At 61.7% G+C, this 25,174-nt stretch carries 23 protein-coding genes; 16 read left to right on the top strand and 7 right to left on the bottom strand.

The annotated features are described in order from the left end of the window. Positions 1–26 precede the first annotated feature (26 nt). Positions 27–1,121: a fatty acid desaturase gene (locus tag ACP7B3_RS17655; RefSeq protein ID WP_426179899.1), complete on the top strand. Its 1,095-nt coding sequence runs from the start codon at positions 27–29 to the stop codon at positions 1,119–1,121. On the opposite strand, the gene ACP7B3_RS17650 is transcribed toward ACP7B3_RS17655, so the two are convergent. Next, on the bottom strand, positions 1,012–1,947 hold the full coding sequence (locus ACP7B3_RS17650; RefSeq protein ID WP_426179897.1) for a LysR family transcriptional regulator: 936 nt from the start codon (positions 1,945–1,947) through the stop codon (positions 1,012–1,014). The genes ACP7B3_RS17655 and ACP7B3_RS17650 overlap by 110 nt on opposite strands. Before the next feature lie 97 nt (positions 1,948–2,044). After that, complete coding sequence (locus ACP7B3_RS17645; protein ID WP_426179895.1) at positions 2,045–3,226, bottom strand: CynX/NimT family MFS transporter; 1,182 nt, start codon at positions 3,224–3,226, stop codon at positions 2,045–2,047. A gap of 110 nt (positions 3,227–3,336) precedes the next feature. On the opposite strand from ACP7B3_RS17645, the gene ACP7B3_RS17640 reads away from it, so the two are divergent. The 11 genes from ACP7B3_RS17640 (at position 3,337) to ACP7B3_RS17590 (ending at position 12,784) form a co-directional block, all read left to right on the top strand. Further along, positions 3,337–4,188 (top strand): LysR family transcriptional regulator, encoded by an 852-nt coding sequence (locus ACP7B3_RS17640; protein WP_262208169.1) that lies wholly within the window; start codon positions 3,337–3,339, stop codon positions 4,186–4,188. A 396-nt stretch (positions 4,189–4,584) separates the two neighbouring features. Next, positions 4,585–5,403: an energy transducer TonB gene (locus ACP7B3_RS17635; protein WP_426179893.1), complete on the top strand. Its 819-nt coding sequence runs from the start codon at positions 4,585–4,587 to the stop codon at positions 5,401–5,403. A gap of 51 nt (positions 5,404–5,454) precedes the next feature. Next, the gene (locus tag ACP7B3_RS17630) at positions 5,455–6,177 is read left to right on the top strand and encodes a MotA/TolQ/ExbB proton channel family protein (protein ID WP_426179950.1); all 723 of its coding nucleotides are present in this window, start codon (positions 5,455–5,457) and stop codon (positions 6,175–6,177) included. Between the two features lies 1 nt (position 6,178). Beyond that, entirely contained in the window at positions 6,179–6,580 is a 402-nt protein-coding gene (locus ACP7B3_RS17625; RefSeq protein WP_145159738.1) for an ExbD/TolR family protein, read from the top strand. Positions 6,581–6,887: 307 nt separating this feature from the next. After that, on the top strand, positions 6,888–7,469 hold the full coding sequence (locus ACP7B3_RS17620) for an alpha/beta hydrolase (RefSeq protein WP_119738240.1): 582 nt from the start codon (positions 6,888–6,890) through the stop codon (positions 7,467–7,469). Positions 7,470–7,518: 49 nt separating this feature from the next. After that, positions 7,519–8,460, top strand: a complete 942-nt coding sequence (locus tag ACP7B3_RS17615) for a sigma 54-interacting transcriptional regulator (protein ID WP_242201427.1) — start codon at positions 7,519–7,521, stop codon at positions 8,458–8,460. A gap of 124 nt (positions 8,461–8,584) precedes the next feature. Then, on the top strand, positions 8,585–9,367 hold the full coding sequence (locus ACP7B3_RS17610) for a MetQ/NlpA family ABC transporter substrate-binding protein (RefSeq protein ID WP_145159742.1): 783 nt from the start codon (positions 8,585–8,587) through the stop codon (positions 9,365–9,367). A gap of 490 nt (positions 9,368–9,857) precedes the next feature. Next, positions 9,858–10,523: an amino acid ABC transporter permease gene (locus tag ACP7B3_RS17605; RefSeq protein ID WP_262208162.1), complete on the top strand. Its 666-nt coding sequence runs from the start codon at positions 9,858–9,860 to the stop codon at positions 10,521–10,523. Further along, entirely contained in the window at positions 10,504–11,163 is a 660-nt protein-coding gene (locus tag ACP7B3_RS17600; RefSeq protein WP_032884905.1) for an amino acid ABC transporter permease, read from the top strand. Before ACP7B3_RS17605 ends, ACP7B3_RS17600 begins: the two co-directional genes overlap by 20 nt. After that, complete coding sequence (locus tag ACP7B3_RS17595) at positions 11,160–11,936, top strand: amino acid ABC transporter ATP-binding protein (protein ID WP_426179889.1); 777 nt, start codon at positions 11,160–11,162, stop codon at positions 11,934–11,936. The genes ACP7B3_RS17600 and ACP7B3_RS17595 overlap by 4 nt, the downstream gene beginning before the upstream one ends. Beyond that, entirely contained in the window at positions 11,933–12,784 is an 852-nt protein-coding gene (locus tag ACP7B3_RS17590) for a transporter substrate-binding domain-containing protein (protein ID WP_416364599.1), read from the top strand. The genes ACP7B3_RS17595 and ACP7B3_RS17590 overlap by 4 nt, the downstream gene beginning before the upstream one ends. A gap of 128 nt (positions 12,785–12,912) precedes the next feature. On the opposite strand, the gene ACP7B3_RS17585 is transcribed toward ACP7B3_RS17590, so the two are convergent. Continuing rightward, complete coding sequence (locus tag ACP7B3_RS17585; RefSeq protein WP_145159748.1) at positions 12,913–14,073, bottom strand: AAA family ATPase; 1,161 nt, start codon at positions 14,071–14,073, stop codon at positions 12,913–12,915. Between the two features lie 122 nt (positions 14,074–14,195). On the opposite strand from ACP7B3_RS17585, the gene ACP7B3_RS17580 reads away from it, so the two are divergent. The 4 genes from ACP7B3_RS17580 to ACP7B3_RS17565 all read left to right on the top strand — a co-directional run bounded on the left by ACP7B3_RS17580 (position 14,196) and on the right by ACP7B3_RS17565 (position 21,707). Continuing rightward, on the top strand, positions 14,196–15,278 hold the full coding sequence (locus ACP7B3_RS17580) for an efflux RND transporter periplasmic adaptor subunit (RefSeq protein ID WP_426179886.1): 1,083 nt from the start codon (positions 14,196–14,198) through the stop codon (positions 15,276–15,278). Continuing rightward, positions 15,275–16,345: an efflux RND transporter periplasmic adaptor subunit gene (locus ACP7B3_RS17575; RefSeq protein WP_426179884.1), complete on the top strand. Its 1,071-nt coding sequence runs from the start codon at positions 15,275–15,277 to the stop codon at positions 16,343–16,345. Before ACP7B3_RS17580 ends, ACP7B3_RS17575 begins: the two co-directional genes overlap by 4 nt. Then, on the top strand, positions 16,342–19,395 hold the full coding sequence (locus tag ACP7B3_RS17570; RefSeq protein ID WP_369301797.1) for an efflux RND transporter permease subunit: 3,054 nt from the start codon (positions 16,342–16,344) through the stop codon (positions 19,393–19,395). The genes ACP7B3_RS17575 and ACP7B3_RS17570 overlap by 4 nt, the downstream gene beginning before the upstream one ends. Before the next feature lie 116 nt (positions 19,396–19,511). Beyond that, positions 19,512–21,707: a glycoside hydrolase gene (locus ACP7B3_RS17565; protein ID WP_426179882.1), complete on the top strand. Its 2,196-nt coding sequence runs from the start codon at positions 19,512–19,514 to the stop codon at positions 21,705–21,707. Between the two features lie 108 nt (positions 21,708–21,815). Here ACP7B3_RS17565 and ACP7B3_RS17560 read toward each other — a convergent pair whose 3' ends face one another. From ACP7B3_RS17560 to ACP7B3_RS17545, 4 genes are read right to left on the bottom strand one after another with little or no spacing between them, the layout of a single operon-like run. Then, positions 21,816–22,442, bottom strand: a complete 627-nt coding sequence (locus ACP7B3_RS17560) for a class I SAM-dependent methyltransferase (RefSeq protein ID WP_426179880.1) — start codon at positions 22,440–22,442, stop codon at positions 21,816–21,818. 39 nt (positions 22,443–22,481) lie between these two features. Continuing rightward, positions 22,482–23,126, bottom strand: a complete 645-nt coding sequence (locus ACP7B3_RS17555; protein WP_145159760.1) for a methionine ABC transporter permease — start codon at positions 23,124–23,126, stop codon at positions 22,482–22,484. Beyond that, positions 23,116–24,231, bottom strand: coding sequence for a methionine ABC transporter ATP-binding protein (locus ACP7B3_RS17550; RefSeq protein WP_426179877.1), 1,116 nt, complete (start codon positions 24,229–24,231; stop codon positions 23,116–23,118). The genes ACP7B3_RS17555 and ACP7B3_RS17550 overlap by 11 nt, the downstream gene beginning before the upstream one ends. Continuing rightward, positions 24,228–25,043 (bottom strand): MetQ/NlpA family ABC transporter substrate-binding protein, encoded by an 816-nt coding sequence (locus ACP7B3_RS17545; RefSeq protein WP_262208146.1) that lies wholly within the window; start codon positions 25,041–25,043, stop codon positions 24,228–24,230. The genes ACP7B3_RS17550 and ACP7B3_RS17545 overlap by 4 nt, the downstream gene beginning before the upstream one ends. Positions 25,044–25,174: the final 131 nt, after the last annotated feature.

The raw sequence follows: 25,174 nt of genomic DNA, 5'->3' as shown, positions 1-25,174 counted from the left end.
CAATCAATAACCAAGAGGATGGAAGCATGGACGGTACTTCTGCAAGTCCCCAGCAGATGAACGCACAACAGCGTTCAGCGCATATCCGTGACGTGGTGCTCGCCGAGGGGGCCAGATTACGCCAGCAGCACCCCTGGCTGCGGCACCAGGACGCCCTGGGCGCGGGCATTCTGGCGTTTGCCTTGCTGGGCATGCTCGGCTCGGCGGCGCTCTACATCACCGGCCACATGGCGTGGTGGGTATGCCTGTTGCTCAATGCCTTCCTCGCCTCGCTGACCCACGAGCTGGAACACGACCTGATCCACAGCATGTACTTTCGCAAGCAACGCCTGCCCCACAACCTGATGATGGGCCTGGTATGGCTGGCGCGCCCGAGCACCATCAACCCGTGGATACGCCGGCATCTGCACCTCAATCACCATAAGGTGTCCGGCACCGAGACCGATATGGAAGAACGCGCCATCACCAATGGCGAGCCGTGGGGCCTGGCGCGGTTGCTTATGGTGGGTGACAACCTCATGTCGGCGTTCATCCGCATGCTGCGCGCCAGGACCTGGAAGCACAAATTCAACATCCTCAAGCGCTCGCTGTTGGTGTACGCGCCCTTGGCGCTGCTGCATTGGGGCGCGTGGTATGTGTTTTTGGGCTTTCATGCGGCCAATGGCGTCGCCAGCCTGATGGGCGCGCCGATCGCCTGGTCAGCCGGCACCTTGCAGGTGATGCAAGTGATCGACATCGCCGCGGTGGTGATCATTGGCCCCAACGTGCTGCGCACCTTCTGCCTACACTTTGTCAGCTCCAACATGCACTACTACGGTGATGTGGAGCTGGGCAATGTGATCCAGCAAACCCAGGTGCTCAACCCGTGGTGGATGTGGCCGCTGCAAGCCTTTTGCTTCAACTTCGGCAGCACCCATGGCATCCACCATTTTGTGGTGAAAGAGCCGTTTTACATCCGTCAGATGACCGCCAGGGTGGCGCACAAGGTGATGCGCGAGATGGGCGTGCGCTTCAACGATTTCGGCACCTTTGCGCGGGCCAACCGCCTTGGCTTTCCACCGCAAGAAGGGTTTCGGTCAGCGCCTTCGCCGCAGGCGACAAACGCACCCCAGCGCGGCTGATCACCCCGCTGCGGTTGTTCAAATTGTCCAGGGCGTGCGGCAGGTTGCGCCAGTGCAGCACCTGCAAGTCGCCTCGGGCGAACGCGTCGACGAAGGCCTCTTCAGTGCCCAGGCCTATGGCGTCGGAGTGGCGCACGATGTGGGTCAGCGCTGCGAACTGCTCAAGTTCGATGGCAGGACTGAAGTCGATGCGTCCGCTCAGGTTGGCCAGCAGTTTGCGAATGCCGGGTGCGATCAACGGCGTGGCCAGCGGGTAGTCGAACAGGTCGTTGGTGGACAGGCTGTCCTTGGCCAGCAGCGGGTGCCCGTCGCGGCAGAAAAAGACGCTGCGCCGAGGCCTCAGGGCTTGGGTGTGGAAGTTAGGGTCGGCTTCGAAATGGCGCACATCGGCGATAAAAAATTCGATTTCTTTGCGACTCAGGCTGCGCCCGAGGTGTTCCCAGTTAGCTACCTGCAACACACTGCGGACCTTGGGGTAGACGCCGATAAAGCGTGCCAGCGCCTCGGGCACCAAGTTGACGGCCGCCACCGCATCGCTGCCAAACCGCACTTCGCCGGCATCGAGCTTGGTCATGCGCGTGACTTCATGGCTAAGCAGCGCCGCGCCTTGCACCAGGCTCAGCGCGTGTTGCAGTACCACCTGGCCTTCCGGGGTGGGGCGCAGTTCTTTGTGGGCGCGGTCCACCAGCACGCAACCGAATTCCTGTTCCAGGGCCTGGATGCTGCGGCTGAAGGCGGGTTGGGTGATGCCCATGGCGTCGGCGGCGCGCACGAAACTGCGGTGCTCGTTAAGAGCGATGAAGTAGCGCAGTTGGCGAAGGTCCATGGTGTGCCCGGAGTCCTGTGAAAGAACGCCGATTTTAAGGTGACTCCTTATTCCGTCAATGAAGCATTATTGTTTAGATTAGATCTTAAATGCATATCTATAGAGCGGGCGCGGCGCGATAGGTGGCCGGGCTGAACACCCGTGTCACCAGCAGCATCGCCACCGCGGTCACCGTCAGCACCACCCAGGCGCTGACAAAGCCGCCGGTGAGTTGGCGCAGCCAGCCGGTGAGCCACGGTGAAACCGCGTTGATCAGAAAGCCCACGCCTTGCACGAAGGCGGCCAGTTGCCCGGCTTGGCGTGGGTCGCGGTGATGGTCGAGGGTCAGCAGCAGGCTCAGGGCGAAACACGCGCCCAGGCCGAAGCCGCACAGCGCCACCCACAGGTGCGGATAGTCCAGCGGCGCGATGATCAGGCCCAGATAGCCGATGGTTTGCGCCAACAGGCTGATGCCCAGCAACGGACGACGGTCGACACCGCGTTGCGCCAGCACCGGCATCAGCAGCGCGGCGATCACCTGGAAGATGGTCATAAAGGCCAGCAACGAACCGCTCGGCAACACGCCCCAGCCCAGTTGCTGATAGTACGCAGGCAGCCACGCCACCATGCTCATGTAGCCGCAGTTCACCAAACCGAAATACAGCGCCAGCAGCCACGCGCGACGATTGCGCAGGCCTTTGAATGCGGGCGCCATGTGAGGATTGCGCGGCGCACCCAACGGCAACCAGGCCCACAACAGCAACGCCCCCAGCGCCGGCAGCAGCCACACGCCCAACCCCGCCTGCCATTGCTGGAAATGCGTGGCCACCACCGGGCTGAGCAGTGCGGCCAGCCCGCCGCCGGCCATCAACGACGCTGAATACACACCCATCGCCACCGGCACCCGGTGATGGAATTCACGCTTGATCATCGCCGGCACCAACGCCTGAATCAGCGCCACACCGGCGCCGCCGAGCAAGGCCGTGACCAGCAACGCCGACGCCTGGCCCATCAACCAGCGCGCCAGGCACGCCAGCAGAATCATCATCAAGCCCAAAGCGATACCGCGCCGCTCGCCCAGTCGCGCCTCCACGCGTACGCCGACCAGCGCCACCAGGCCCATGCACACCACCGGCAGGCTGGTAAGCAGGGCGCTGCTCTGGAAACTCAGGCCCGTGGCCTGGCGAATCTCGCCGAGCAACGGGCTGATGGAACTGAGGATCGGCCGTAGGTTCAGGCCGAGGACGACCAGCAGGCCCCAACCGGCGAGTCTGCTCATGAATGAAGGGTTGAGCGGCATGCAGGACCTTTTCGGTGTGCAAAAGAGGCAGGAAGTATGGGCAGCTCGCGAGGTATTCTGAAATTAAATATAACCATGCCAATCAGTGGCAAACGCAATGGTGAAGCGCCATGTTCGACCCCGTGTTGTTACGCAGTTTTGTCGCCGTGGTGGATTGCGGCAATTTCACCCGCGCGGCCGAGCGCCTGCACGTGACCCAGTCCACCGTGAGCCAGCAGATTCGCCGCCTGGAAGAGGCCGTGGCGTGCCAGTTGCTCGACCGCGATCAGCGCCGCGTGGTGGCCACCGCCGAGGGTGAGCGCTTGCTGGCGTACGCGCGGCGCATCCTCGCGCTGCATGAAGAGGCTGCCGACGTGCTGATCACTCAGCAAAGCGACGGCGTGCTGCGCCTGGGTGTGCCAGAGGACTTTGCCGCTGAACGGCTGATGCCGTTGCTGTCGTCGTTTGTGGTGGCCTACCCGCGCGTGCGCCTGGAAGTCACCAGCGGCCTCGGCCCGGAGCTGCAGCGTCAATACCGTGCAGGTGAGTTCGACGTGTTGCTGGTCAAGCAAATGGGTGACAGCGACGACTGCCTGGCGTCGTGGCCGGAGCCGCTGTGCTGGGTCGACAGCCGCAGCATGCCGTCCCTGGGCCGCGACCCGTTGCCCTTGGTGGCGTTTCCGGTGGGCGGGTTGTATCGCAATGAAATGCTGCATCACCTGGAAGTGGGTGGCTGGCGCTGGCGCATCGGCTATTCCAGCGCCGGCCTGGCCAGTGTGTGTTCGGCAGTGGCGGCGGGGCTCGGTATCAGCCTGTTACCACGCCGGGTGGTGCAGCCTGGGCACGTGGTGCTCGGCGAGGACAGTGGGTTGCCCACGGTGCAAGGCGTGCGCCTGGCGTTATACGGCCGCAGCGGGTTGGGCGCAGCCGGGCAGACGTTGCAACGTCAATTGCTCGAGTTATGCGCCAACAGCCCAGCGTAAAGCTGTCGCCGAGCGCCGCGTTCGTGGCGAGCGGGCTTGCCCCGCGTTGGGCTGCGTAGCCGCCCCAAAACCTGCCAAACCGATATGCCTGACAGCGCGTTATCTCCCACTGGGTCTGCTGCGCAATCCAACGCGGGGCAAGCCCACCCGCCACAATCGATGCCTTCACTGAATATTTTTTATGCCTGAAAAGCATCGAAAAACAGCACCTTCGCCACAGGCCGCGCACGCCGTGGCTTTGGCGTTTCAGGATGTTTCTCATATTCAATTTAGATCTATGTATAACTTTAAAGATTACTTTAAGAGATAAGCGTCTGGCCCCGATGATTCAGCCCTCGACGGCCGCCAAGGCAGGCCTGTCGGTTTTTTTGTGTGAAGACCGTAGGGAGTGAATCAATGGGCAATGTCCAGACCGCCGCCAGTGCACCCGAGGCGCAATGGCGCCTGGCACCGGGTGGTGAGTTGGTCGACCTTGGCCGGCCGCATCGGGCGCCGTTGGGGCAGTTGCGTTTGCAGAAAACCCCGAAGCGCTTCTCGAGCCGTCGCGAAGGGCTGCTGCTCGGCTTACTGGTGTTGGCGCTGCACGGCGCGGTGATCTATTGGGTGAGCCAGAAGCCGACGCCGGTATTGCCGATTGTGCCGCCGGAAATCCCGCCGATGACGATCGAATTTTCCCAGCCGGCACCGCCGGTGGTTGAACCGCCACCGCCCGTGCCGCCGCCACCGCCAACTGTGGTCGAGCCACCGCCGCCGGTGGTGGATGAGTTGGCTGCCAAGCCGGCGCCGCCAAAACCGATTCCCAAGCCTAAACCCAAACCGGTGCCCAAGCCCGAGCCCAAGCCTGCACCCAAACCGGTCGAGCAACCGCCCGCGCCACCTACGCCGGCGCCACCTGCACCGCCCGCGCCAGTCGCGCCACCGTCGCCGGCCCCGGTTACACCCGCTTCGGCTAACGCCGCGTACCTGAAGAACCCGGCGCCGGAGTACCCGTCACTGGCCCAGCGTCGCGGTTGGGAAGGCACGGTGTTGCTCAGGGTGCATGTGTTGGCCAGCGGCAAGCCGGGCGAGATTCAGATCCAGAAAAGCAGTGGTCGCCAGCAACTCGATGACGCCGCACTGACCGCCGTGAAGCGTTGGAGCTTCGTGCCGGCCAAGCAGGGCGATGTGGCTCAGGACGGCTGGGTCAGCGTACCGATCGATTTCAAGATTCACTAACTATTCTGCAGCGGTGTGTTGGACACGCCGCGACCTGCACAGAGGGAAAACATCATGGCATTAGCATCTCCAGTTGAATCCATCGAAAGCGCGGTGATCTGGCTGCTGGTGGCCTTTTCGGTCGCCACCTGGGGCTTCGCCTTGCTCAAGGGCGTGCAGTTCGGTCGCCTCAAGGCCCAGGATCGCAAATTCCACAAACAGTTCTGGACGGCGTCGAGTCTCGACTCGGCTGCTGAACTGGCCGAAACCCAGCCCGGTGCCGCAGCGCGCGTGGCCCAGGCCGGTTACGCGGCGATCCAGGTCGGTGACGCGCCACACGCCGCGGACCTGAGCCAGGCCATCAACCACCAGGACCGCCTCGAACGCGCCCTGCGTCAGCAGATCGTGCGTGAGCGTCGCTCGCTGGAAACCGGCCTGGCCGTGGTCGCCAGTATCGGCAGCACCTCGCCGTTTATCGGCCTGTTCGGCACCGTGTGGGGGATCATGGAAGCGTTGAAAGGCATCAGCGCCGCCGGCTCCGCCAGCCTGGAAACCGTGGCCGGCCCGATTGGTGCGGCGCTGGTGGCCACCGGTGTGGGGATCGCCGTCGCGGTGCCGGCGGTGCTGGTCTACAACTATTTCCTGCGCCGCCTGAAGCTGACGGCTGCTGACCTGGATGACTTTGCCCACGACTTCTACAACCTGGCGCAGAAAAACGCCTTCCGCGTGCTGCTGCACCCTGCGCTGACCAAAAGCGCGGCCGGCAACCCGCAGAAAGTGAAGGAGGCGTCCTGAGATGGCCTTTTCCACACAAGACAGTGACGAGGTGCTGAGCGAGATCAACGTGACGCCGCTGGTGGACGTGATGCTGGTGCTGCTGGTGGTGTTTATCGTCACTGCGCCGCTGTTGACCAACGCGATTCCGATCAACCTGCCCAAGACCCAAGCCGTGGCGCCGGTTGAGCAAAAGGACCCGCTGGTGGTGAGTATCGACGGCGCCGGCAAACTGTTTATCAACAAGGACGAAATCCAGCCGGACCTGCTGGAGTTCAACCTGCAGGCGGCCAAGGCCAAGGACCCCGATGTGCGGGTGCAACTGCAGGCTGACAATGGAGTGAACTACGGCGAAGTGGCGCGAGCCATGGCGTCTATCGAACGCGCGGGGATTACCAAGTTGTCGGTGATTACTGCACGTTAGTTTCAAATGCCTCGACAATTTTTTGGCCGTTTCCTTGGCAGGGTGCGGCCTTTTTTTTGCCTGGAATTCCGTTGAAGCTCGATGTGAAATGAGGTCTATGTGGGAGCGGGCTTGCTCGCGAATACGGTGGGTCAGTAGCAGATGCGCCGACTGATGCACCGCATTCGCGAGCAAGCCCGCTCCCACATTTTGATCTGCGATGGGTTTGAGATTTTGGTTATTAATAAATAGCTTCTTATTCCTTAACGAATATAACCCCCATCCCTATACTGGTCAGCAACGTTAAACGCTGCAGGAGGGCACACCCATGCACAGCGAGTCGATTCGTTATCTGATCGTGCCGGGCTGGCAAGGATCGCCAGAAGATCATTGGCAAACCCATTGGCAGAACAGCCTGCCCAACAGCGCGCGGGTGGAACAGGCCGATTGGCTGACGCCGCGTCGCGAAGACTGGGTGGCCGCACTCGCCGAGGCCATCGCCGCCGACAGCACTCCCGTGATCCTGATCGCCCATAGCCTGGGCTGCATCACCGTCGCGCATTGGGCCGCCACTGCGCCGGTGCACTTTTTGCGTCAGGTCCGCGGCGCTTTGCTGGTGGCTCCGGCGGATGTCGAACGCCCGGCCTGTTCACCGGCGTTGCGCAACTTCGCGCCGATCCCGAGCGACCTGCTGCCGTTTCCCAGCCAAGTGGTCAGCTCCGACAACGACAGCGCGGTCAGCGCCCCGCGGGCCCTGGAACTGGCGCGCAATTGGGGCGCGGAGGCCGGGATTCTGTCCGGCGCCGGCCATATTAATGTGAAGTCCGGCCACCAGCGTTGGGAGCAGGGCTTCGCCTACCTCTATCGCCTGCAAAACCGCCTTGAGCACCACGCCCGGCGTACTGCCTGAACATTTTTCAACGCCCCGTCCCTGAGTGGATTTGGGGCGGGAGCCTGCCATGAGTCTGCATGAAACCTTCGGCCAGCCCTTGCTGACCTTCCCCGACGCCGAAAAAAGCCCGCTGAGCATCCGGGCCAAGGCCCTGGTGTTTGTCGACCCGCGCTCGCGCCAATTGCGTGAAGACTTGGAAAGCCTGGCGCCGCGCGCCTTGCCGGTGTTGATTCGCGGTGAGACCGGCAGCGGCAAGGAGCTGCTGGCGCGGCATATTCACCGTGGCAGCGACCGCACCGGGTTGTTTGTCTCGGTCAACTGCGGCGCGATCAGCCCCACTTACGCCGATGCCGAACTGTTTGGCTACGCGGCCGGCAGCCACAGCGGCGCGGCGAGCAGTCGGGCCGGGTGGTTCGGGTCGGCCAACGGCGGCACCTTGTACCTGGATGAGATCGGCGACTTGCCGTTGCCGATCCAGGTGAAATTGCTCGCCGCCCTGGAAAATCACGAAGTCACCCGCGTTGGCGCCCACCAGCCCAGCCCGGTGGATGTGCGCCTGGTTGCGGCGACCAGCATCGACTTGGCCCAGGCCGTGGCGGCGGGCAAGTTTCACGAACGTCTGTTCCATTATTTGAGTGAAGGCCAGCTCGACCTGCCCGCGCTGCGCGAGCGCGTCGGCGACATTCTGTCGCTGGCTGAATATTTTCTCGGCATCTACAGCCAGCGCCTGGACCTGCCGGTGCCGCTGATCAGTGATGCCGCCCAGCGTGTGTTGGAACTCCACAGCTGGCCGGGCAATACCCGCGAGCTGGAAAACGTTATTCACTTTGCGTTGCTGGTGAGCAGTGGTGATGAGATTTTGCCCGAACATCTCAACCTGCCGGTGGCGGGCTCGCCACTGGAACAGGTGCGGCGGATCTTCGCGAGTGCCAGCGCCGCCGAGCGGCAAACCTTGCTCAGCTTTCTAAATGAACAGCAGCTACATGAGCAAAATGGAATATCAAAGTGAATAAAAGATATTGTTCGGGAATAAAAAATATAGGTATTGTCCACTCCACGCCGCGATAGCACTTCGCTGGCACACCATAAAAACGGTCGTCAGAGACGCCCCGGAATTTCGATAAGGACACTGCATGAAAAAGGTTCTGTTGTTTACCGCACTGGCGGCTGCCCTGACTGCAAGCTTCGCCCAGGCCAACGAGAAACTGGTGGTTGCCGCCACGCCGATCCCGCACGCCGAGATCCTTGAGCTGGTCAAACCGACCCTGGCCAAAGAAGGCGTAGACCTGGAGATCAAAGTATTCACCGACTACGTGCAACCGAACGTGCAAGTGGCTGAAAAGCGTCTGGACGCCAACTACTTCCAGACCCTGCCGTACCTGGAAAACTTCAACAAGGGCAAGGGCACCAACCTGGTCACTGTGGTCGGCGTGCACGTTGAACCTTTCGGCGGTTACTCGAAGAAGATCAAGAATATTTCCGAGCTCAAAGATGGCGCCACCGTGGCCATCCCGAACGAAGGCTCCAACAGCGGCCGCGCCCTGTTGCTGCTGCAAAAAGCCGGTGTGATCACCCTCAAAGACCCAAGCAACGCCCTGGCCACGCCGAAAGACATCGCCAGCAACCCGAAACACCTGAAATTCAAGGAGCTGGAATCGGCGCTGTTGCCACGCGTGCTCGACCAGGTTGACCTGGACTTGATCAACACCAACTACGCCTTGGAAGCTGGCCTGAACCCAGCCAAAGACGCGCTGATCATCGAAGACGCCAAGTCGCCGTACGTGAACTTCCTGGTGGCACGCCCGGACAACAAGGACAGCGACGCTATCCAGAAGCTGGCCAAGGCCCTGACCAGCCCTGAAGTCAAAGCGTTCATCGATTCCAAGTACAAAGGCGCTGTCGTACCGGCGTTCTGATGTAAACCAAACCCCCTTCAAGGTTTGAACGCCGACGGCTCACATAGCGTCGGCGTTTTTTTATGCCTGGAATTTGGAATGCAATAAATGTGGGAGGGGGCTTGCCCCCGATAGCAGTGGTTCAGTCAATGCATCTGTGGCTGACATACCGCTATCGGGGGCAAGCCCCCTCCCACATTTGATTTGCGCAGGCTTACATGTTTTTTGTGTTGACCGCCCGGCGCAACGCCATCAGCCACTTCACCAGCTCCTGCGGATCAATCGGCTTCACTTCGTTCATGGTTCAATCCCTCGAATCTCAGACCCCCCAACCATAGCCGTCACCCGGACAACCCGCGAATCCGGCGGTTATCTTTTTGGGTGATATCAATATGCTATTTGGGTATTTAAATTTTAATTTTTATACCTTTAGAGTTCGCGCTACCCGGCGTTACCCACGCCGGACCGGACTGCGCCCGCTGCATTACCCTTGCGGCGTCATGGACTCAAGATGACCTTCGATTTCGCTTTTATCCTCAGCACCTTGCCGGCGTTTCTCAGCGCCGTGGGGGTGACGCTGCAAGTGGGCCTGGTCGCCATTGCCACCTCGTTGCTGGTGGCACTGATCAACGCAGCGCTGCTGGTGTTTCGCACGCCGTACCTGTCGCGCCTGGTGGCGCTGTATGTGGAGCTGGCGCGCAACACGCCGCTGCTGATTCAACTGTTCTTCGTGTACTTCGCCTTGCCGGCGCTGGGGTTCAATATCTCCGGGTTCTGGGCGGCGATCATCACCATGACCTTCCTCGGCGGCGCCTACCTCACCGAAGTGCTGCGCGCCGGTGTGGAGGCGGTGCCGCTGGCGCAGATCGAGTCGGGCAAGTCCATCGGCCTGTCCGACTGGCAGCTGCTGCGCCATGTGATCCTGCCTCAGGCCGGCATCCTCAGCCTGCCGGCGCTGTTCGCCAATTTCATCTTCCTGCTCAAGGAGACCACGGTGGTCTCGGCCGTGGCGGTGCCGGAGATTCTCTACACCACCAAGAGCTACATCGCGCTCTACTACAAAACCTACGAAATGCTCGCCGTGCTGACGCTGATCTGCGTGTTGTTGTTTTTGCCGCTGTCGCTGCTGCTCAGCCGCCTGGAAAGGAGGCTCCAGCATGGCCAGTTCGGGTCTTGAGTTGTTGTGGGTGTCGTTGCCGCAACTGGGCAAGGGCGCTGCGCAGACGCTGTCGATTTCTTTCCTGAGCATCGCCTTCAGTACCGTCGGCGGCGTGCTGTACGGCGTGCTGCGCACGCTGAATAACACGCTGATCAACGCGGTGCTGCGGGTGTACCTGGAGCTGTTCCGGGCGATTCCGGTGCTGGTGTGGTTGTACCTGCTGTTTTTCGGTTTGCCGATTTTCTTCGGCCTGAGCATTCCGAGTTTCTGGTGCGCGGTGCTGGTGCTGTCGTTGTGGGGCGCCAGCGAGGTCGGCGAAGTGGTACGGGGCGCGCTGCACTCGCTGCCGCGTGGCCAGCGCGAGGCCGGGTTGTCGATTGGTCTGTCCGACCCGCAGCTGTACGGCTACGTGTTGCTGCCCCAAGCCCTCAAGCGCATGACGCCGCCAACCATCAACGTCTACACGCGCATCATCAAGACCAGCTCGCTGGCGGTGCTGATCGGCGTGGTGGACGTGATCAAGGTCGGCCAGCAAATCATCGAGCGCACCTATGAGTCAGTACTGATCTACGGCGTGCTGTTCCTGTTTTTCTTCTTTATCTGCTACCCGTTGTCAGCCGCCTCCAAGGTGCTGGAACGGCGCTGGGCCCAAGCATGAGCGCATTGATCGAGTTCCAGGGTTTCAACAAATTCTTCGGCGAGCAGCAGGTGCTCAAGGGCATCGACCTGAGCGTGCAAAGCGGCGAAGTGGTGGTGATCCTCGGCCCCAGCGGCTGCGGCAAAAGCACCTTGCTGCGCTGCCTCAACGGCCTGGAAGTGGCGCACAGCGGCAGCCTGCGTTTTGCCGGCAAGGAGCTGCTGGATAAAAATACCGATTGGCGCCAGGTGCGCCAGGACGTGGGCATGGTGTTCCAGAGTTACCACCTGTTCCCGCACATGAGCGTGCTCGACAACATCCTGCTCGGCCCGCTGAAAGTGCAAAAACGCGCGCCTCGCGAAGCCCGTGCCCAAGCGGAAAAATTACTCGAACGCGTTGGCCTGGCCAACAAGCGCGACGCCTTCCCTCGCCAGTTGTCCGGTGGTCAGCAGCAACGCATCGCCATCGTCCGTTCGCTGTGCATGAACCCGCAAGTGATGCTGTTTGACGAAGTCACCGCCGCCCTCGACCCGGAAATGGTCAAGGAAGTGCTGGAAGTGATTCAGGGCCTGGCCCGCGACGGCATGACCTTGTTGATCGTCACCCATGAAATGGCCTTCGCCCGCGCCGTCGCTGACCGCGTGGTGTTCATGGAGGCCGGTCGCATCCTCGAACACAACACCCCCGAAGAATTCTTTACGAACCCGCAAACCGCACGCGCGCAGCAGTTTCTGGAGAAGTTCTCCTTTGTTTCAACACTGCCCAAAAAGACCAAGGAATTGGAGCTGATATGAAAAAACTACTGCTGCCACTGTTGGCCGTCGCCTTACTGGCCGGTTGCGATAAAAAGGCCGAAGAGCCTGCCAAACCCGTCGCTGCTGCCAGCTACATCGACAAGATCAAGGCGCGCGACAAGCTGATCGTCGGCGTGTTTACCGACAAGCCACCGTTCGGTTTTGTGAACGAAGCCGGTCGTTACGTCGGCTTTGATACGGATATCGGCCGCCAATTCGCCAAGGATTTGCTGGGCGATGAAAACAAGGTCGAGTTTGTCGCCGTCGAACCGGCCAGCCGTATTCCGTTCCTGCAGAGCGACAAGGTCGACCTGATCCTTGCCAACATGACGGTAACGCCGGAGCGCAAGGAAGCAGTGGACTTCACCAATCCCAACCTGAAAGTGGCGGTACAGGCTTTGGTGCCGCAGGACAGCTCGGTGAAAAGCCTGGATGACCTGGCCACCCGCACCACCATCGTCACCACCGGCACCACCGCCGATATCTGGCTGACCAAAAACCACCCGGACTGGAAACTGCTCAAGTTCGAGAAAAACTCCGAGTCGCTGCAAGCGCTGTCGGCTGGCCGTGGCGATGCGTACGCGCAAGACAACCTGGTGCTGTTCAGCTGGGCCAAGCAGAACCCGGGCTACCGCGTGCTGGAAGAGAAACTCGGTGATGAAGCACCGATTGCACCGGCGGTGAAGAAGGGCAACATCGAACTGCGCGACTGGGTGAATACCGAGCTGGCGAAGTTGGGCGAGGAGAAGTTCCTGCTCAAGCTGTACGACCAATATGTGCGTAAAGAGCTGAGCGATGACACCAAGCCTGAGAGTGTGATTGTTGAAGGCGGTAAGTGGCAGGGTTGATCCCGCGCTGACTGTTCTACCGCTATCGCAGGCAAGCCAGCTCCCACCTTTGACCGAGCTCCAACCTTGGAATGCAGGCTAATGTGGGAGCGGGCTTGCCCGCGAAGAGGCCGGTGCAGTCACTGCACCTACTCCGGCCAATGCCACGCCGGCGCATCCAACATCCCTTGCCCCACAATCCGCGTCTCGCCCATCACCTTCTCCAACACAATCGAATTACACCCTTCATCCTGTTGCAACGCTGCGATCAACCGGCTGGCATGCGACACCACCCACACCTGGCAATGCTGGGACGCCTGGATAATCAAACGCGCCAACGCCGGCAGCAAATCCGGGTGCAAGCTGGTTTCCGGCTCGTTCAGTACCATCATGGTCGGCGGCCGCGGCGTGAGCAGCGCCGCGATCAGCAATAGATAACGCAAGGTGCCGTCCGACAGCTCGGCCGCCGACAACGGCCGCAGCAAGCCTTCCTGATAAAACTCAATCGCAAAGCGCCCGCCCTGCAGCGGCTGGATATTCAGGCGTGCACCGGGGAATGCATCGCTGACCGCACGCTGTAAGGCCTCGGGGTCGCCGATTTCGCGGATGGTCTGCAACGCCGCCGCCAAATCGCGCCCGTCGTGATGCAACACCGGCGTGCGCGTGCCTAATTGTGGTTGGCGAACGGGCGCGTCCACATCGCTGCGAAAGTGATCATAAAAGCGCCAGCCACGGATGCTTTCGCGCAGCAACAACACCTCCGGCGAGCCGCGCAGGCTGCCGACCTGATCAAACAGGCTGTGGTAATCGGGTGTGTGCTGGGCCAGTACATCCCAGTTGCGCCCCTCACGTGCCCGAACCATCGGCCCGGAGCGCTGCACCAGCAGGCTGGCGGGGCGATAGAGGTGGCCGGCCCAGATGCATTCTTTTTTTATTTCGGGGTCCAGGGAGAAATAACTGATACCGGGTGACGGCAACCCCATGGAGATGGCGTAGCTGAAATCTTCCCCGGCAAATCCCAGGCGCAGACGCTTCACGTTCTGGCGGGTGGTGGCTTGTACGGCGACTTCGCCCTCACGCATGCGTCGGCTGATGGTTTCCGGCCCGGCCCAGAAGGTTGAATCCAGCCCGCCTTCACGGGCCAGCGCATTGATGACGCCGCCCTGGGCGGTTTCCGCCAGCAGGCGCAAGGCGCGGTACAGGTTGGACTTGCCGCTGCCATTGGGGCCAGTGACCAGGTTCAGCCGGTCCAGAGGCACCACCAATTTATTGATCGAGCGGTAATTGGCCACCGCCAGGGTTTTCAACATAGGGTATTCAGTCGACGTGGGAACCATCGGAGTATGGGATCCTCCATGCAGATAAGGAACCCTGATCTAAGCTCACAGTCGCATACACACTGGCAAGTCGGCATCACGCAAAAGGAGCCTGCATGGGCGGTCGCACTTCGATAGTTTTACTCAGCCTTGGCCTCTTGGCGCTGCTGAGCGGCTGTGGTCAGGAAAAGGCCGAGCCCAAGGAGCATTCGCGGGTTTTTGTGCAGACGGTGCAGCCGGCGGATTTCGCCGCGGCAGTGACCCTGACTGGCGATATCCAGGCCCGTGTGCAAACCGATTTGTCCTTTCGCGTGGGTGGCAAAATCATCCAGCGCATGGTCGACGTGGGTGACCGTGTGACCGCCAAGCAAGTGCTGGCCAAGCTCGATCCCAAGGACCTGCAGACCAACGTCGATTCCGCGCAGGCCCAGGTTGTGGCCGAGCAGGCGCGGGTCAAGCAAACCGCCGCCGCCTTTGTTCGCCAGGAAAAACTGCTGCCCAAGGGCTACACCAGCCGCAGCGAATACGACGCCGCCCAGGCCGCGCTGCGCAGCAGTCAAAGCGCCCTGGCCGCGGCGCAAGCCCAGCTCGCCAACGCCCGTGAACAACTCGGTTATACCTCGCTGATCGCCGATGCGCCCGGTGTGATTACCGCGCGCCAGGCGGAAGTCGGCCAGGTCGTGCAGGCCACCGTGCCGATTTTCAGCCTGGCTACCGATGGCGATCGCGATGCGGTGTTCAATGTCTATGAATCGCTGCTGGTAGAGCCGCCGCCGGATGCACCGATCACGGTCGGCCTGCTGGATAACCCGAACATCAAGGCCGTGGGCAAGGTTCGCGAGGTCACGCCGGCGGTGGCGGCCAATACCGGCACCGTGCAAGTCAAAATCGCCCTGCAATCGCTGCCCAAGGGCATGCAGTTGGGCTCGGTGGTCAGCGCCACCGCCAATGGCCCGGCCAAGGCCAGCATCGAGCTGCCGTGGTCGGCCTTGACCAAAGACCTCAACGAACCCGCCGTGTGGCTGATCGACGGTGACGGCAAGGCGCAATTGCACAAGGTCAGCGTGGCGCGTTACCTCACCGGCAAAGTGATTATTGGCGACGGACTCAAAGGCGGCGAAAAAGTCGTGGTGGCCGGCGGACAATTGTTGCACCCCGGCATGCTGGTCGAGATCGCCCAGCAAGGAGCCCAGCCATGAAGCGCCTGACGGCTCTGCTCGCCGCCAGTCTGTTGTTGGCCGCCTGCTCCAAGAAAGAACCGCCGCCCGAGCCCGTGCGCCCGGTGTTGTCGATGGAAGTCAAAGCCGAAGACCAGGAAAACCTCGGCCGCTTCGCCGGCACCATCCAGGCCCGCTATGAAAGTAACCTGGGCTTTCGCGTACCCGGCCGTATCGCCCGCCGCGCGGTGGACGTGGGCGCCGAAGTGGAGAAGGGCGCCTTGCTCGCCGTGCTTGATCCCACCGATCAGCAGAACCAATTGCGCGCCGCCCAGGGCGATCTTGCCCGCGTGCAGGCGCAGTTCATCAACGCCCAGGCCAACGCCCGCCGCCAGCAGGAATTGTTCAACCGTGGTGTCGGCGCCCAGGCCCAGCTGGACGTGGCGCAGACCGACCTGAAAACCACCCAGGCCACCCTCGACCAGGCCAAGGCTTCGGTCAACCAGGCCAAGGACCAGCTCAACTACGCCGAACTGCGCACCGACCACGCCGGTATCGTCACCGCCTGGAACGCCGAGGCTGGCCAGGTAGTCAGCGCCGGCCAGCAAGTGGTGACCCTCGCGCGCCCGGACATCAAGGAAGCGGTAATCGACCTGCCGGCCGGCCTGGCTGAGCGCCTGCCCACCGATGTGGTGTTTGTGGTTGCAGGCCAACTCGACCCGAGCGTCAACACCACTGCCATCGTGCGTGAGATCGAGCCCCAGGCCCAAAGCGCCACGCGCACCCGTCGTGCGCGATTGACCCTGACCGAAACACCGCCAGCCTTCCGCCTGGGCACCGCTATCAGCGTGACCTTGAGCACCGCCATCGCACCCCGTATTCAACTGCCGGTGAGCGCCTTGCAGGAAGTTGACGGCAAGACCCGCATCTGGCTGCTCGACACCCACAGCCAGACCGTGCAGCCGCGTGACGTCACGGTGGTCAGCCGCGATGCCGACGGCGCCGTGCTCAACGGCGGCGTTAAACCCGGCGAACGCATCGTCACCGCTGGCGTGAACAGCCTGAAACCCGGGCAAAAAGTCAAAATCGACGAGGACAGCCCGCGATGAAAGGGAGCTTCAACTTATCCGACTGGGCCCTCAAGCATCAGTCCTTCGTCTGGTACTTGATGTTCGTCGCGCTGCTGATGGGCGTGTTCTCCTACATGAACCTTGGCCGCGAGGAAGACCCCTCGTTCACCATTAAAACCATGGTGATCCAGACCCGCTGGCCGGGCGCGACCCAGGAAGAAACCCTCAAGCAGGTCACTGACCGCATCGAGAAAAAACTCGAAGAACTCGACTCCCTCGACTACGTGAAAAGCTACACGCGGCCGGGCGAGTCCACGGTGTTCGTGTTCCTCAAAGACACCACCAGCGCCAAGGCGATTCCGGATATCTGGTACCAGGTGCGCAAGAAGATCGATGACATTCGCGGCACCTTCCCCCAAGGCTTGCAGGGGCCGTCGTTCAACGATGAGTTCGGTGACGTGTTCGGTTCGGTCTACGCGTTTACCGGTGATGGCCTGTCGATGCGCCAGCTGCGTGACTACGTAGAGCAAGTGCGCGCCGAGATCCGCTCGGTGCCGGGCCTGGGCAAGGTCGAGATGATCGGCCAGCAAGACGAAGTGATCTACCTGAATTTTTCCACGCGCAAACTGGCAGCGTTGGGGATTGACCAGCGCCAGGTCGTACAAAGCCTGCAGTCGCAGAACGCGGTGACCCCGGCCGGGGTAATCGAGGCCGGGCCGGAACGGATTTCGGTGCGCACCTCGGGGCAGTTTGCCTCCGAAAAGGACCTGGCCAACGTCAACCTGCGCCTCAATGACCGTTTCTACCGTTTGGCCGACATTGCCGACATCAGCCGTGGCTACGTCGATCCGGCGCGGCCGATGTTCCGTTTCAATGGCCAGCCGGCGATTGGCTTGGCGATTGCCATGCAGAAGGGCGGCAATATCCAGTCATTCGGCAAGGCCCTGCACACGCGCATGGATGAGTTGACGGCTGACCTGCCGGTGGGCGTGGGCGTGCACAAAGTCTCCGACCAGGCGGAAGTGGTGGAAGAGGCCGTCGGCGGCTTTACCAGCGCGCTGTTTGAAGCCGTCATCATCGTGCTGGTGGTGAGTTTTATCAGCCTCGGCATGCGTGCCGGGTTGGTGGTGGCGTGCTCGATTCCGTTGGTGCTGGCGCTGGTGTTCGTGTTCATGGAATACAGCGGCATCACCATGCAGCGCGTGTCGCTGGGCGCGTTGATCATCGCCCTCGGCCTGTTGGTGGACGACGCGATGATCACCGTGGAGATGATGATCACGCGCCTGGAAAAAGGCGAAACCAAAGAACAGGCGGCGACCTACGCCTATACCTCGACCGCGTTCCCGATGCTCACCGGCACGCTGGTGACCGTCGCCGGCTTTGTGCCTATCGGCCTCAACGCCAGCTCGGCGGGCGAATACACCTTCACGCTGTTTGCGGTGATTGCCGTGGCGATGCTGGTGTCGTGGGTGGTGGCGGTGCTGTTTGCGCCGGTGATTGGCGTGCATATCCTCAGCGCCAACGTTAAACCCGAAAACAAAGAGCCAGGGCGCATCGGTCGCGCGTTCAATGGCGGCATGCTCTGGGCCATGCGCAACCGCTGGTGGGCCATCGGCATCACCGTGGGGCTGTTTGCGGCCTCGGTGTTCTCCATGCAGTTTGTGCAGAACCAGTTTTTCCCGTCATCGGACCGTCCGGAAATTCTCGTCGACCTCAACCTGCCGCAAAACGCCTCGATCAACGAAACGCGCAAGGCGGTCGACCGCCTTGAGGCGATCATCAAGGACGATCCGGATATCGCGCGCTGGAGCACCTATATCGGCCAGGGCGCAATTCGTTTCTACCTGCCTCTGGACCAGCAATTGGAAAACCCCTACTACGCGCAGTTGGTGATCGTCAGCAAAGGCCTGGAAGAGCGCGGCGCGTTGATTGCGCGCCTGCAAAAACGCCTGCGCGATGACTTTGTCGGCATCGGCAGCTATGTGCAGCCACTGGAAATGGGCCCGCCGGTTGGGCGGCCGATCCAGTATCGCGTGTCTGGCAAGGACACCGATCAGGTGCGCAAGCACGCCATTGAACTGGCGACCTTGCTGGATAAAAACACTCACCTGGGCGAGATCATTTACGACTGGAACGAGCCGGGCAAAGTGCTGCGCGTGGACATCGCCCAGGACAAGGCGCGGCAATTGGGGCTGTCGTCGGAAGACGTGGCGCAGTTGATGAACAGCGTGGTCAGCGGTGCTTCGGTGACCCAAGTGCACGACGATATCTACCTGATCAACGTGGTCGGTCGCGCCGAAGATGCCGAACGCGGCACCCCGGAAACCTTGCAGAACCTGCAGATTGTCACGCCCAACGGCACCTCGATTCCGTTGCTGGCCTTCGCCACCGTGCGGTATGAGCTGGAACAGCCGCTGGTGTGGCGTCGCGACCGAAAGCCAACCATCACCGTCAAGGCTTCGGTGCGTGATGAGATGCAGCCAACCGACCTGGTCAAACAACTCAAGCCCGAAATCGACACGTTCAGCGCCGGCCTGCCGGTGGGCTACAAAGTCGCCACCGGCGGCACCGTCGAAGAGAGCGGCAAGGCCCAAGGCCCTATCGCCAAAGTAGTGCCGTTGATGCTGTTCCTGATGGCCACGTTCCTGATGATCCAGCTGCACAGCGTGCAGAAGATGTTCCTGGTGGCCAGTGTCGCGCCGCTCGGGCTGATCGGCGTGGTGCTGGCGCTCATCCCCACGGGCACGCCCATGGGCTTTGTGGCGATCCTTGGCATCCTGGCGCTGATCGGCATCATCATCCGCAACTCGGTGATTCTGGTGACGCAGATCGATGCCTACGAGCGCGACGGCTACACGCCGTGGGATGCCGTGGTGGAAGCCACCGAGCACCGGCGCCGTCCCATCCTGCTGACCGCTGCGGCCGCCAGCCTGGGCATGATCCCGATTGCGCGGGAAGTGTTCTGGGGGCCGATGGCCTACGCGATGATTGGCGGGATCATCATCGCCACCTTGCTGACGCTGTTGTTCCTGCCAGCGCTTTATGTGGCCTGGTACAAAATTCGCGAGCCGAAAAAAGAACAGGCCTGACCCTCGGCGCCTTCCTGCAAGGATGTGGGAAGGCTCCTGGAAACACTTTCCCTACATTCGTCTGGCAGTAAGTGTTTTACCCTCCGGGCCTGTTTGCGTTTTGGAAGGCCCGTGTCATGCGCCGTTTAGTGCTGATTTTTTGCCTGTTGCTGTCTCCCCGACTCTTCGCTGGCACCGTGCTGGAAAACGCCCTCTGGCGGGTCGAACTCGACCCCGCCACGCTGGCGCTGCGCGTCACCCCGGCGGGCGAGGCCGCAGTGCAGGCCTCCAGCGGTGTGGCGGCGCACGCGGTCACCGATGTGCAGGCCGATGCCGGGCAAGCCACTTGGCAGTGGGACAGCGGCGCCTACCACCTGACCGCGCGCCTTGAGCAGCGCGACCTTGAACTGACCATCAACGCACGCGAGCCGGGCCCATTGGCGCTGCTGCGCCAACCCGCCGAGGCCATGGGCAAAGGCTTGATCTGGCCCTTGGCCGAAGGGCATTACGTGCCGGCGGGTAACACCCTCTGGCAGGCGTTTTTGCTGGAACAGGGCGAGGTCAACACCACCCAGGATCTGAGCCTGCCGCTATGGGGCGTGGACCATGGGCGCTTTACGCTCAATTGGTTGCTGACCAACCCCTATAACAATCGCCTGGCGTGGCAGGCCGATGGCAACGGTCTGGCGCTGTTGGCATCCCATGAATTCACCGCACTGCAACCCACCGCGCCGATGACGCTGCGCCTGCACCTGGGCGATGCCGACCCGCTGGCCGGGGCCAGGCGCTATCGCCAATGGCTGGTGGAGCAGGGCCGTTATGAGCCACTGGCGGACAAACTGCGCCAGACCCCCGAGGCTGAAAAGCTGCTGGGTGCCAGCCACGTCTATCTGTGGGGCAATGACCTGTTAGGGCCCCAGGATGTGCGCGACTGGCCGCTGTTGGTGAAGGTGCTGCGCGGCCACGAACTCAAGGGCTTGCTGGACAAAGAGACCACGCAGGTGCTGACGCAGGCCGGCACGTTGGATCGCTACCAAAAGACGGTTTTGCTGCGTGGGCTCAACGCGGCGATCAACAAAAAGGCCCGGCAAACCTGGCAGGCCAGCGACGAGCCGGACATGCGCCAACTTGCCGAGGGGTATGGTGCACTCCGGCATGAACTGGCCACGGCATTTGCCGGCGCCTTGACCGACAGCCCTGCCACTTGGGGCAGCACCCTGTCGGCCAAGACCCTGAAGTCGCTGCAAGACGCGGGGCTCAAGCGTCTGCTGCTGACGTTGGGCGAAGGTTGGGAAGGCGGCCTCTGGCACCCCGCAGCGATTCAGGCGGGGGTCAACGCGGGCTACTTGATGGCGCCCTACGACTCCTATGAAACCGCACTGTCCATCACCGAAAACCCGGACTGGACCACCGCGCACCTGGGCACCAAGGCTTATCGCAACTGCGCCATCGTGTTAAAGGACGGCAAGCTCAAGACCGGCTTCCAGCAATCGGGCCATTACACCGACCCGCGCTGCGTGCGGCCGTTACTGGAAGCGCGGGTGAAAGCGGTGCAAGCCAAAGCCGGTTTTAACGCCTGGTTCCTGGATGCCTACGCCACCAGTATGGTGTTCGACAGTTACCGTGACGGCGCGCCAATGACCCAGGCGCAAAACGCTGAAGGCAATATCGACGCGTCCCGCTGGCTCAACACGGTGCTCAAGCTGCCCGCCGGCTCCGAAGACGGCAATGCGGTGACAGCCCAAGGCATTCTGTTTGCCCACGGTATGCAGACGCCAGTGATTGGCTGGGGTGATCGCGAGATGACCCAAGACAAGCAATCGCCTTACTACGTAGGTAACTGGTATCCGCCGGAGCAACCGACGATTTTCTTCAAGCCCGTGCCGCTCAACGAGCCGTTTCGCAGCGTGTATTTCGACCCGACGATGCGCCTGCCGTTGTATCAGGCGGTGTTCCACGGCTCGGTGATCACCACTCATCATTGGTTGTTCGACAGTTTGAAGCTGAGCAATGTGCGGGCTGAAAATGAGTTGACCCAGCTGCTCTACAACGTGCCGCCGCTGTATCACTTGAGTGCGGCGACGCTTAAGCAGCGGATACCGTTGATACAGCGCCAGGACCGGTTTTTTCGGCCGTTGCATGAGCGCTTGGCGACACAGGCAATGACCGATTTTCGTTGGCTGACGGCCGATCGGCAGGTGCAGCAAGCCACGTTTGCCGATGGCACGCGGTTGGTGGCGAATTTTGCTGGAGGGGACAAAGAAGGGTATGCGGGAAAGAGTGTGACGGCGTTGGTAGAGGGTGAAAAACCTAGGGTGTATCAGGTGGATTAGCTGTGCCGGTAAGGCCTCATCGCAGGCAAGCCAGCTCCCACAGTTGAAATGCATTCCAATTGTGGGAGCTGGCTTGCCTGCGATAGGGCCGGGCCAGACGACGAAAATCTACAGTTTGCGCCACACACTCGCCAACCAAGGCTGCTGTTCCCGCGGCAACCCGGCCGGTCGGTAGTAATGCTCCAGCTCCACAAACCCGGCCGACGTCAGCAGACCCTGCCAGGTTTCAAGGTCGTGATAAGACCCATAGCGAGGCCCGTTCCAGCCTTCCAGGTTTTCACCGCGCGGGTTGGAACTGAACAGCACGCCACCAGGCTTCAGCGCCCCACGTAACTGCTTGAGCACCCGTGGCAGCTCCTGCTTGGGAATATGGAACAACACCGCGTTGGCAAACACCCCGTCGAAGCGTTCGGTCGGCAGGTCCAGCTTGAGAAAGTCCTGCTGCAGCACTTCACAGCCACTGTCCTCGCGGGCCATTTGCGCAAACCGTTCGCAGCCATCGAGCCCCACGGCGATATGGCCCATGCGCGTAAACGTCCGCAGATCACGCCCCGGCCCGCAGCCGAAATCCAGCACGGTAAACGGCGCTGTACCCTGGATATGGCGCAGCAGCGCGTCGATGTTCTGGCTGACATCGTGATCGCGGGTGCCTTCACGGAAGTCCTCGGCCACCTTGTTGTAGTGGCCGAGGGTGATGGAGGTGATCTGGTTGAGGTCGTCGGGCTTGAGGGTCATGGCGGGGAATACCGGGCGCTGAGATCGCCCGACTATACCTCACCGCTTGTTCAGCACCCGAGCCAGGCGATCGCCGCCCAACTGAATCACCGCGACGAGAATCACCAGCAACACAATCACGGTGAGCATGATTTGCGTATCGAAACGCTGATAGCCGTAGCGGTAGGCAATGTCACCCAGGCCGCCTGCGCCGATGGCGCCCGCCATGGCTGACGAGTTGATCATGGTCACCAGCGTGATCGTGAACCCGCCCACAATCCCCGGCAGCGCTTCTGGCAACAGCACGTGCCAGATGATGTGCCAGCGGCGGCAGCCCATGGCCTGCGCGGCTTCGATCAAACCGTGGTCCACTTCGCGCAGGCTCACCTCGGCGATCCGCGCGAAAAACGGCGTGGCGGCGATGGTCAGCGGGACAACGGCCGCCCACACACCATAGGTGGTGCCGACAATCAGCCGGGTAAACGGGATCAGCGCCACCATCAGGATCAGAAACGGAATGGAGCGGAACAGATTGACGAACGCGCCGAGCACGCGATTCAGCGCCGGTGCCTGGTAGATGCCGCCCTTGTCGCTGGTGACCAGAAACACCGCCAGCGGAATACCCACCAACAGCGCGATCAACGACGACACGCCCACCATCAATAGGGTGTCGATGGCGCCCTGCAATAAACGCTCAAACCACATAGCCCAGCACCTCCACCTGTTGCGCCCAACGCCCGGCCAGGGTGCGCAGTTGTTCGGCGTTGTGCGGTGAGCCATTCACCGCCAACAGTAATTGCCCCAAGGCATGCCCCTGAATGCGCTCCACGCCGCCTTGCAGCAAGCGCACGCGCCCGCCAAGGGCGCTGAACAGCGCGGCCAGGTCGGGCTCATCGGTATCGCTGCCGGTGAACTGCAAACGCAGCACCAACGCGGCGTCGGCCGATGTCTGGGTGAGTTGCAGGCGGTTTTGCAGTTCTTCCGGCAGCCCGTGTTGCAGCGGCGCCAGCAGGGTTTTGCTGACCTCATGCTGCGGGTTGCCGAATACTTGCCACACCGGGCCTTGCTCCACGATTCGACCGTGCTCAAGCACCACCACGCGGTCGCAGATTTCACGGATCACCGCCATCTCGTGGGTGATCAACACGATGGTCAGGCCCAGGCGTTTGTTGATTTCGCGCAGCAGGCCGAGGATCGACTGCGTGGTTTCCGGGTCGAGGGCCGAGGTGGCTTCGTCGCACAGCAGAATCTGTGGGTCGTGCACCAGCGAACGGGCAATGCCGACACGCTGTTTCTGCCCGCCGGACAGCTGCGCGGGATAAGCCTTGTGCTTGTCCTGCAAACCCACCAGTTCCAGCAGCTCACGCACCTTTTGCTCGCGCTGCAGCTTGGGCACGCCGGCGACCTTCAGCGGCAGCTCGACGTTCTGCCACACTGTTTTGGCCGACATCAGGTTGAAGTGCTGGAAGATCATGCCGATGCGCCGACGCAACGCGACCAGGCGGTCTTCGTCGTACTCGCCGATGTCCACCTGATCGATCAGCACGCGCCCGCTGCTGGGTTGCTCCAGGCGGTTGATGGTGCGGATCAGCGAGGATTTGCCGGCGCCGCTGCGGCCGATGATGCCGAATACCTCACCGCGCTGGATCGCCAGGTCAATGCCTTGCAAGGCATGCACGCTGCCGTCATAGGTTTTGCCCAGGTTGATAAACCGCACATGGGCGCGGTTCAAATCCGGGTGCAGTTCTGTCTGCTCGGCGTCCCTGGGCGCGGTGCCCAGGTCGCGCAGTTGGGCGTTGGCGGCGGTCATTTTTTATCTTCCCAGCCGACTTGGTAGAGCTTGCCGAGGGATTTATCCAGCGCGGCGCGTACCACCGGCGAATGCTGGTAGATGTCGACGAACTTGATCACGCGCGGGTCGGTCTTGCTTTTGGGCTGGATCACAAACTGGATCACGTATTCCGGGTGATCGAGGCCGTCGAAAAGCAGCGCCGACTCGGCATCGAAGGTCTTGGACAGGCGGATGTAGGCCGGGTAGCCCTGCACCAGGTCGGCGTCGTCATAGGCGCGCACCAGCTGCACGGCTTCCACTTGCAGGATCTTGATCTTCTTCGGGTTGGCGATGATGTCTTCTTCGGTGGCCTTGTAACCCACGCCCGGCTTGAGCGTGATCAGCCCGGCCTTGGCCAGCAGTTGCAGGCCGCGACCGCTGTTGATCGGGTCGTTGGCGATCGCCACGCTGGCGCCCTGAGGCAGGTCGTTGAAGCTTTTGTACTTCTTCGAATACAGGCCAACGTTATTGATGATGCCCGGCGCATACGGCACCAGGTCGAACCCGGCGGCAGCCTTGGCGTTTTCCAGGAACGGGATGTGCTGGAAGTAGTTCACGTCGATGTCGCCGGCGGCGAGGCTGACGTTGGGCGCGATCCAGTCGGTGAACTCCACCAGTTCGACCTTCAGGCCTTGCTTGTCGGCTTCGGCGACGGCGGCTTCCAGGGGAATCGCGAAGGCGGCGGTGGTGCCGACTTTGAGCGGTGCGTCGGCGGCGAATACCGCCGAGCTGAATAAACCAAGGGCCAGGGCCAGTGCTTTGACTGGGTGGGTGAGCAGGGTCTTTTTCATAATCGATTTCCAGTCATAAGGTGTGAGTGCAAACAATTCGGTCAACTGTGGGAGCTGGCTTGCCTGCGATAGCGGTGGGCCAGCAAAAAAAATGTGCCTGACAGACCGCCATCGCAGGCAAGCCAGCTCCC

Source organism: Pseudomonas sp. TWRC1-2 (assembly GCF_049896685.1).
Taxonomy (GTDB): Bacteria; Pseudomonadota; Gammaproteobacteria; order Pseudomonadales; family Pseudomonadaceae; genus Aquipseudomonas.
This window is presented reverse-complemented; position numbering and strand designations above follow the sequence as displayed.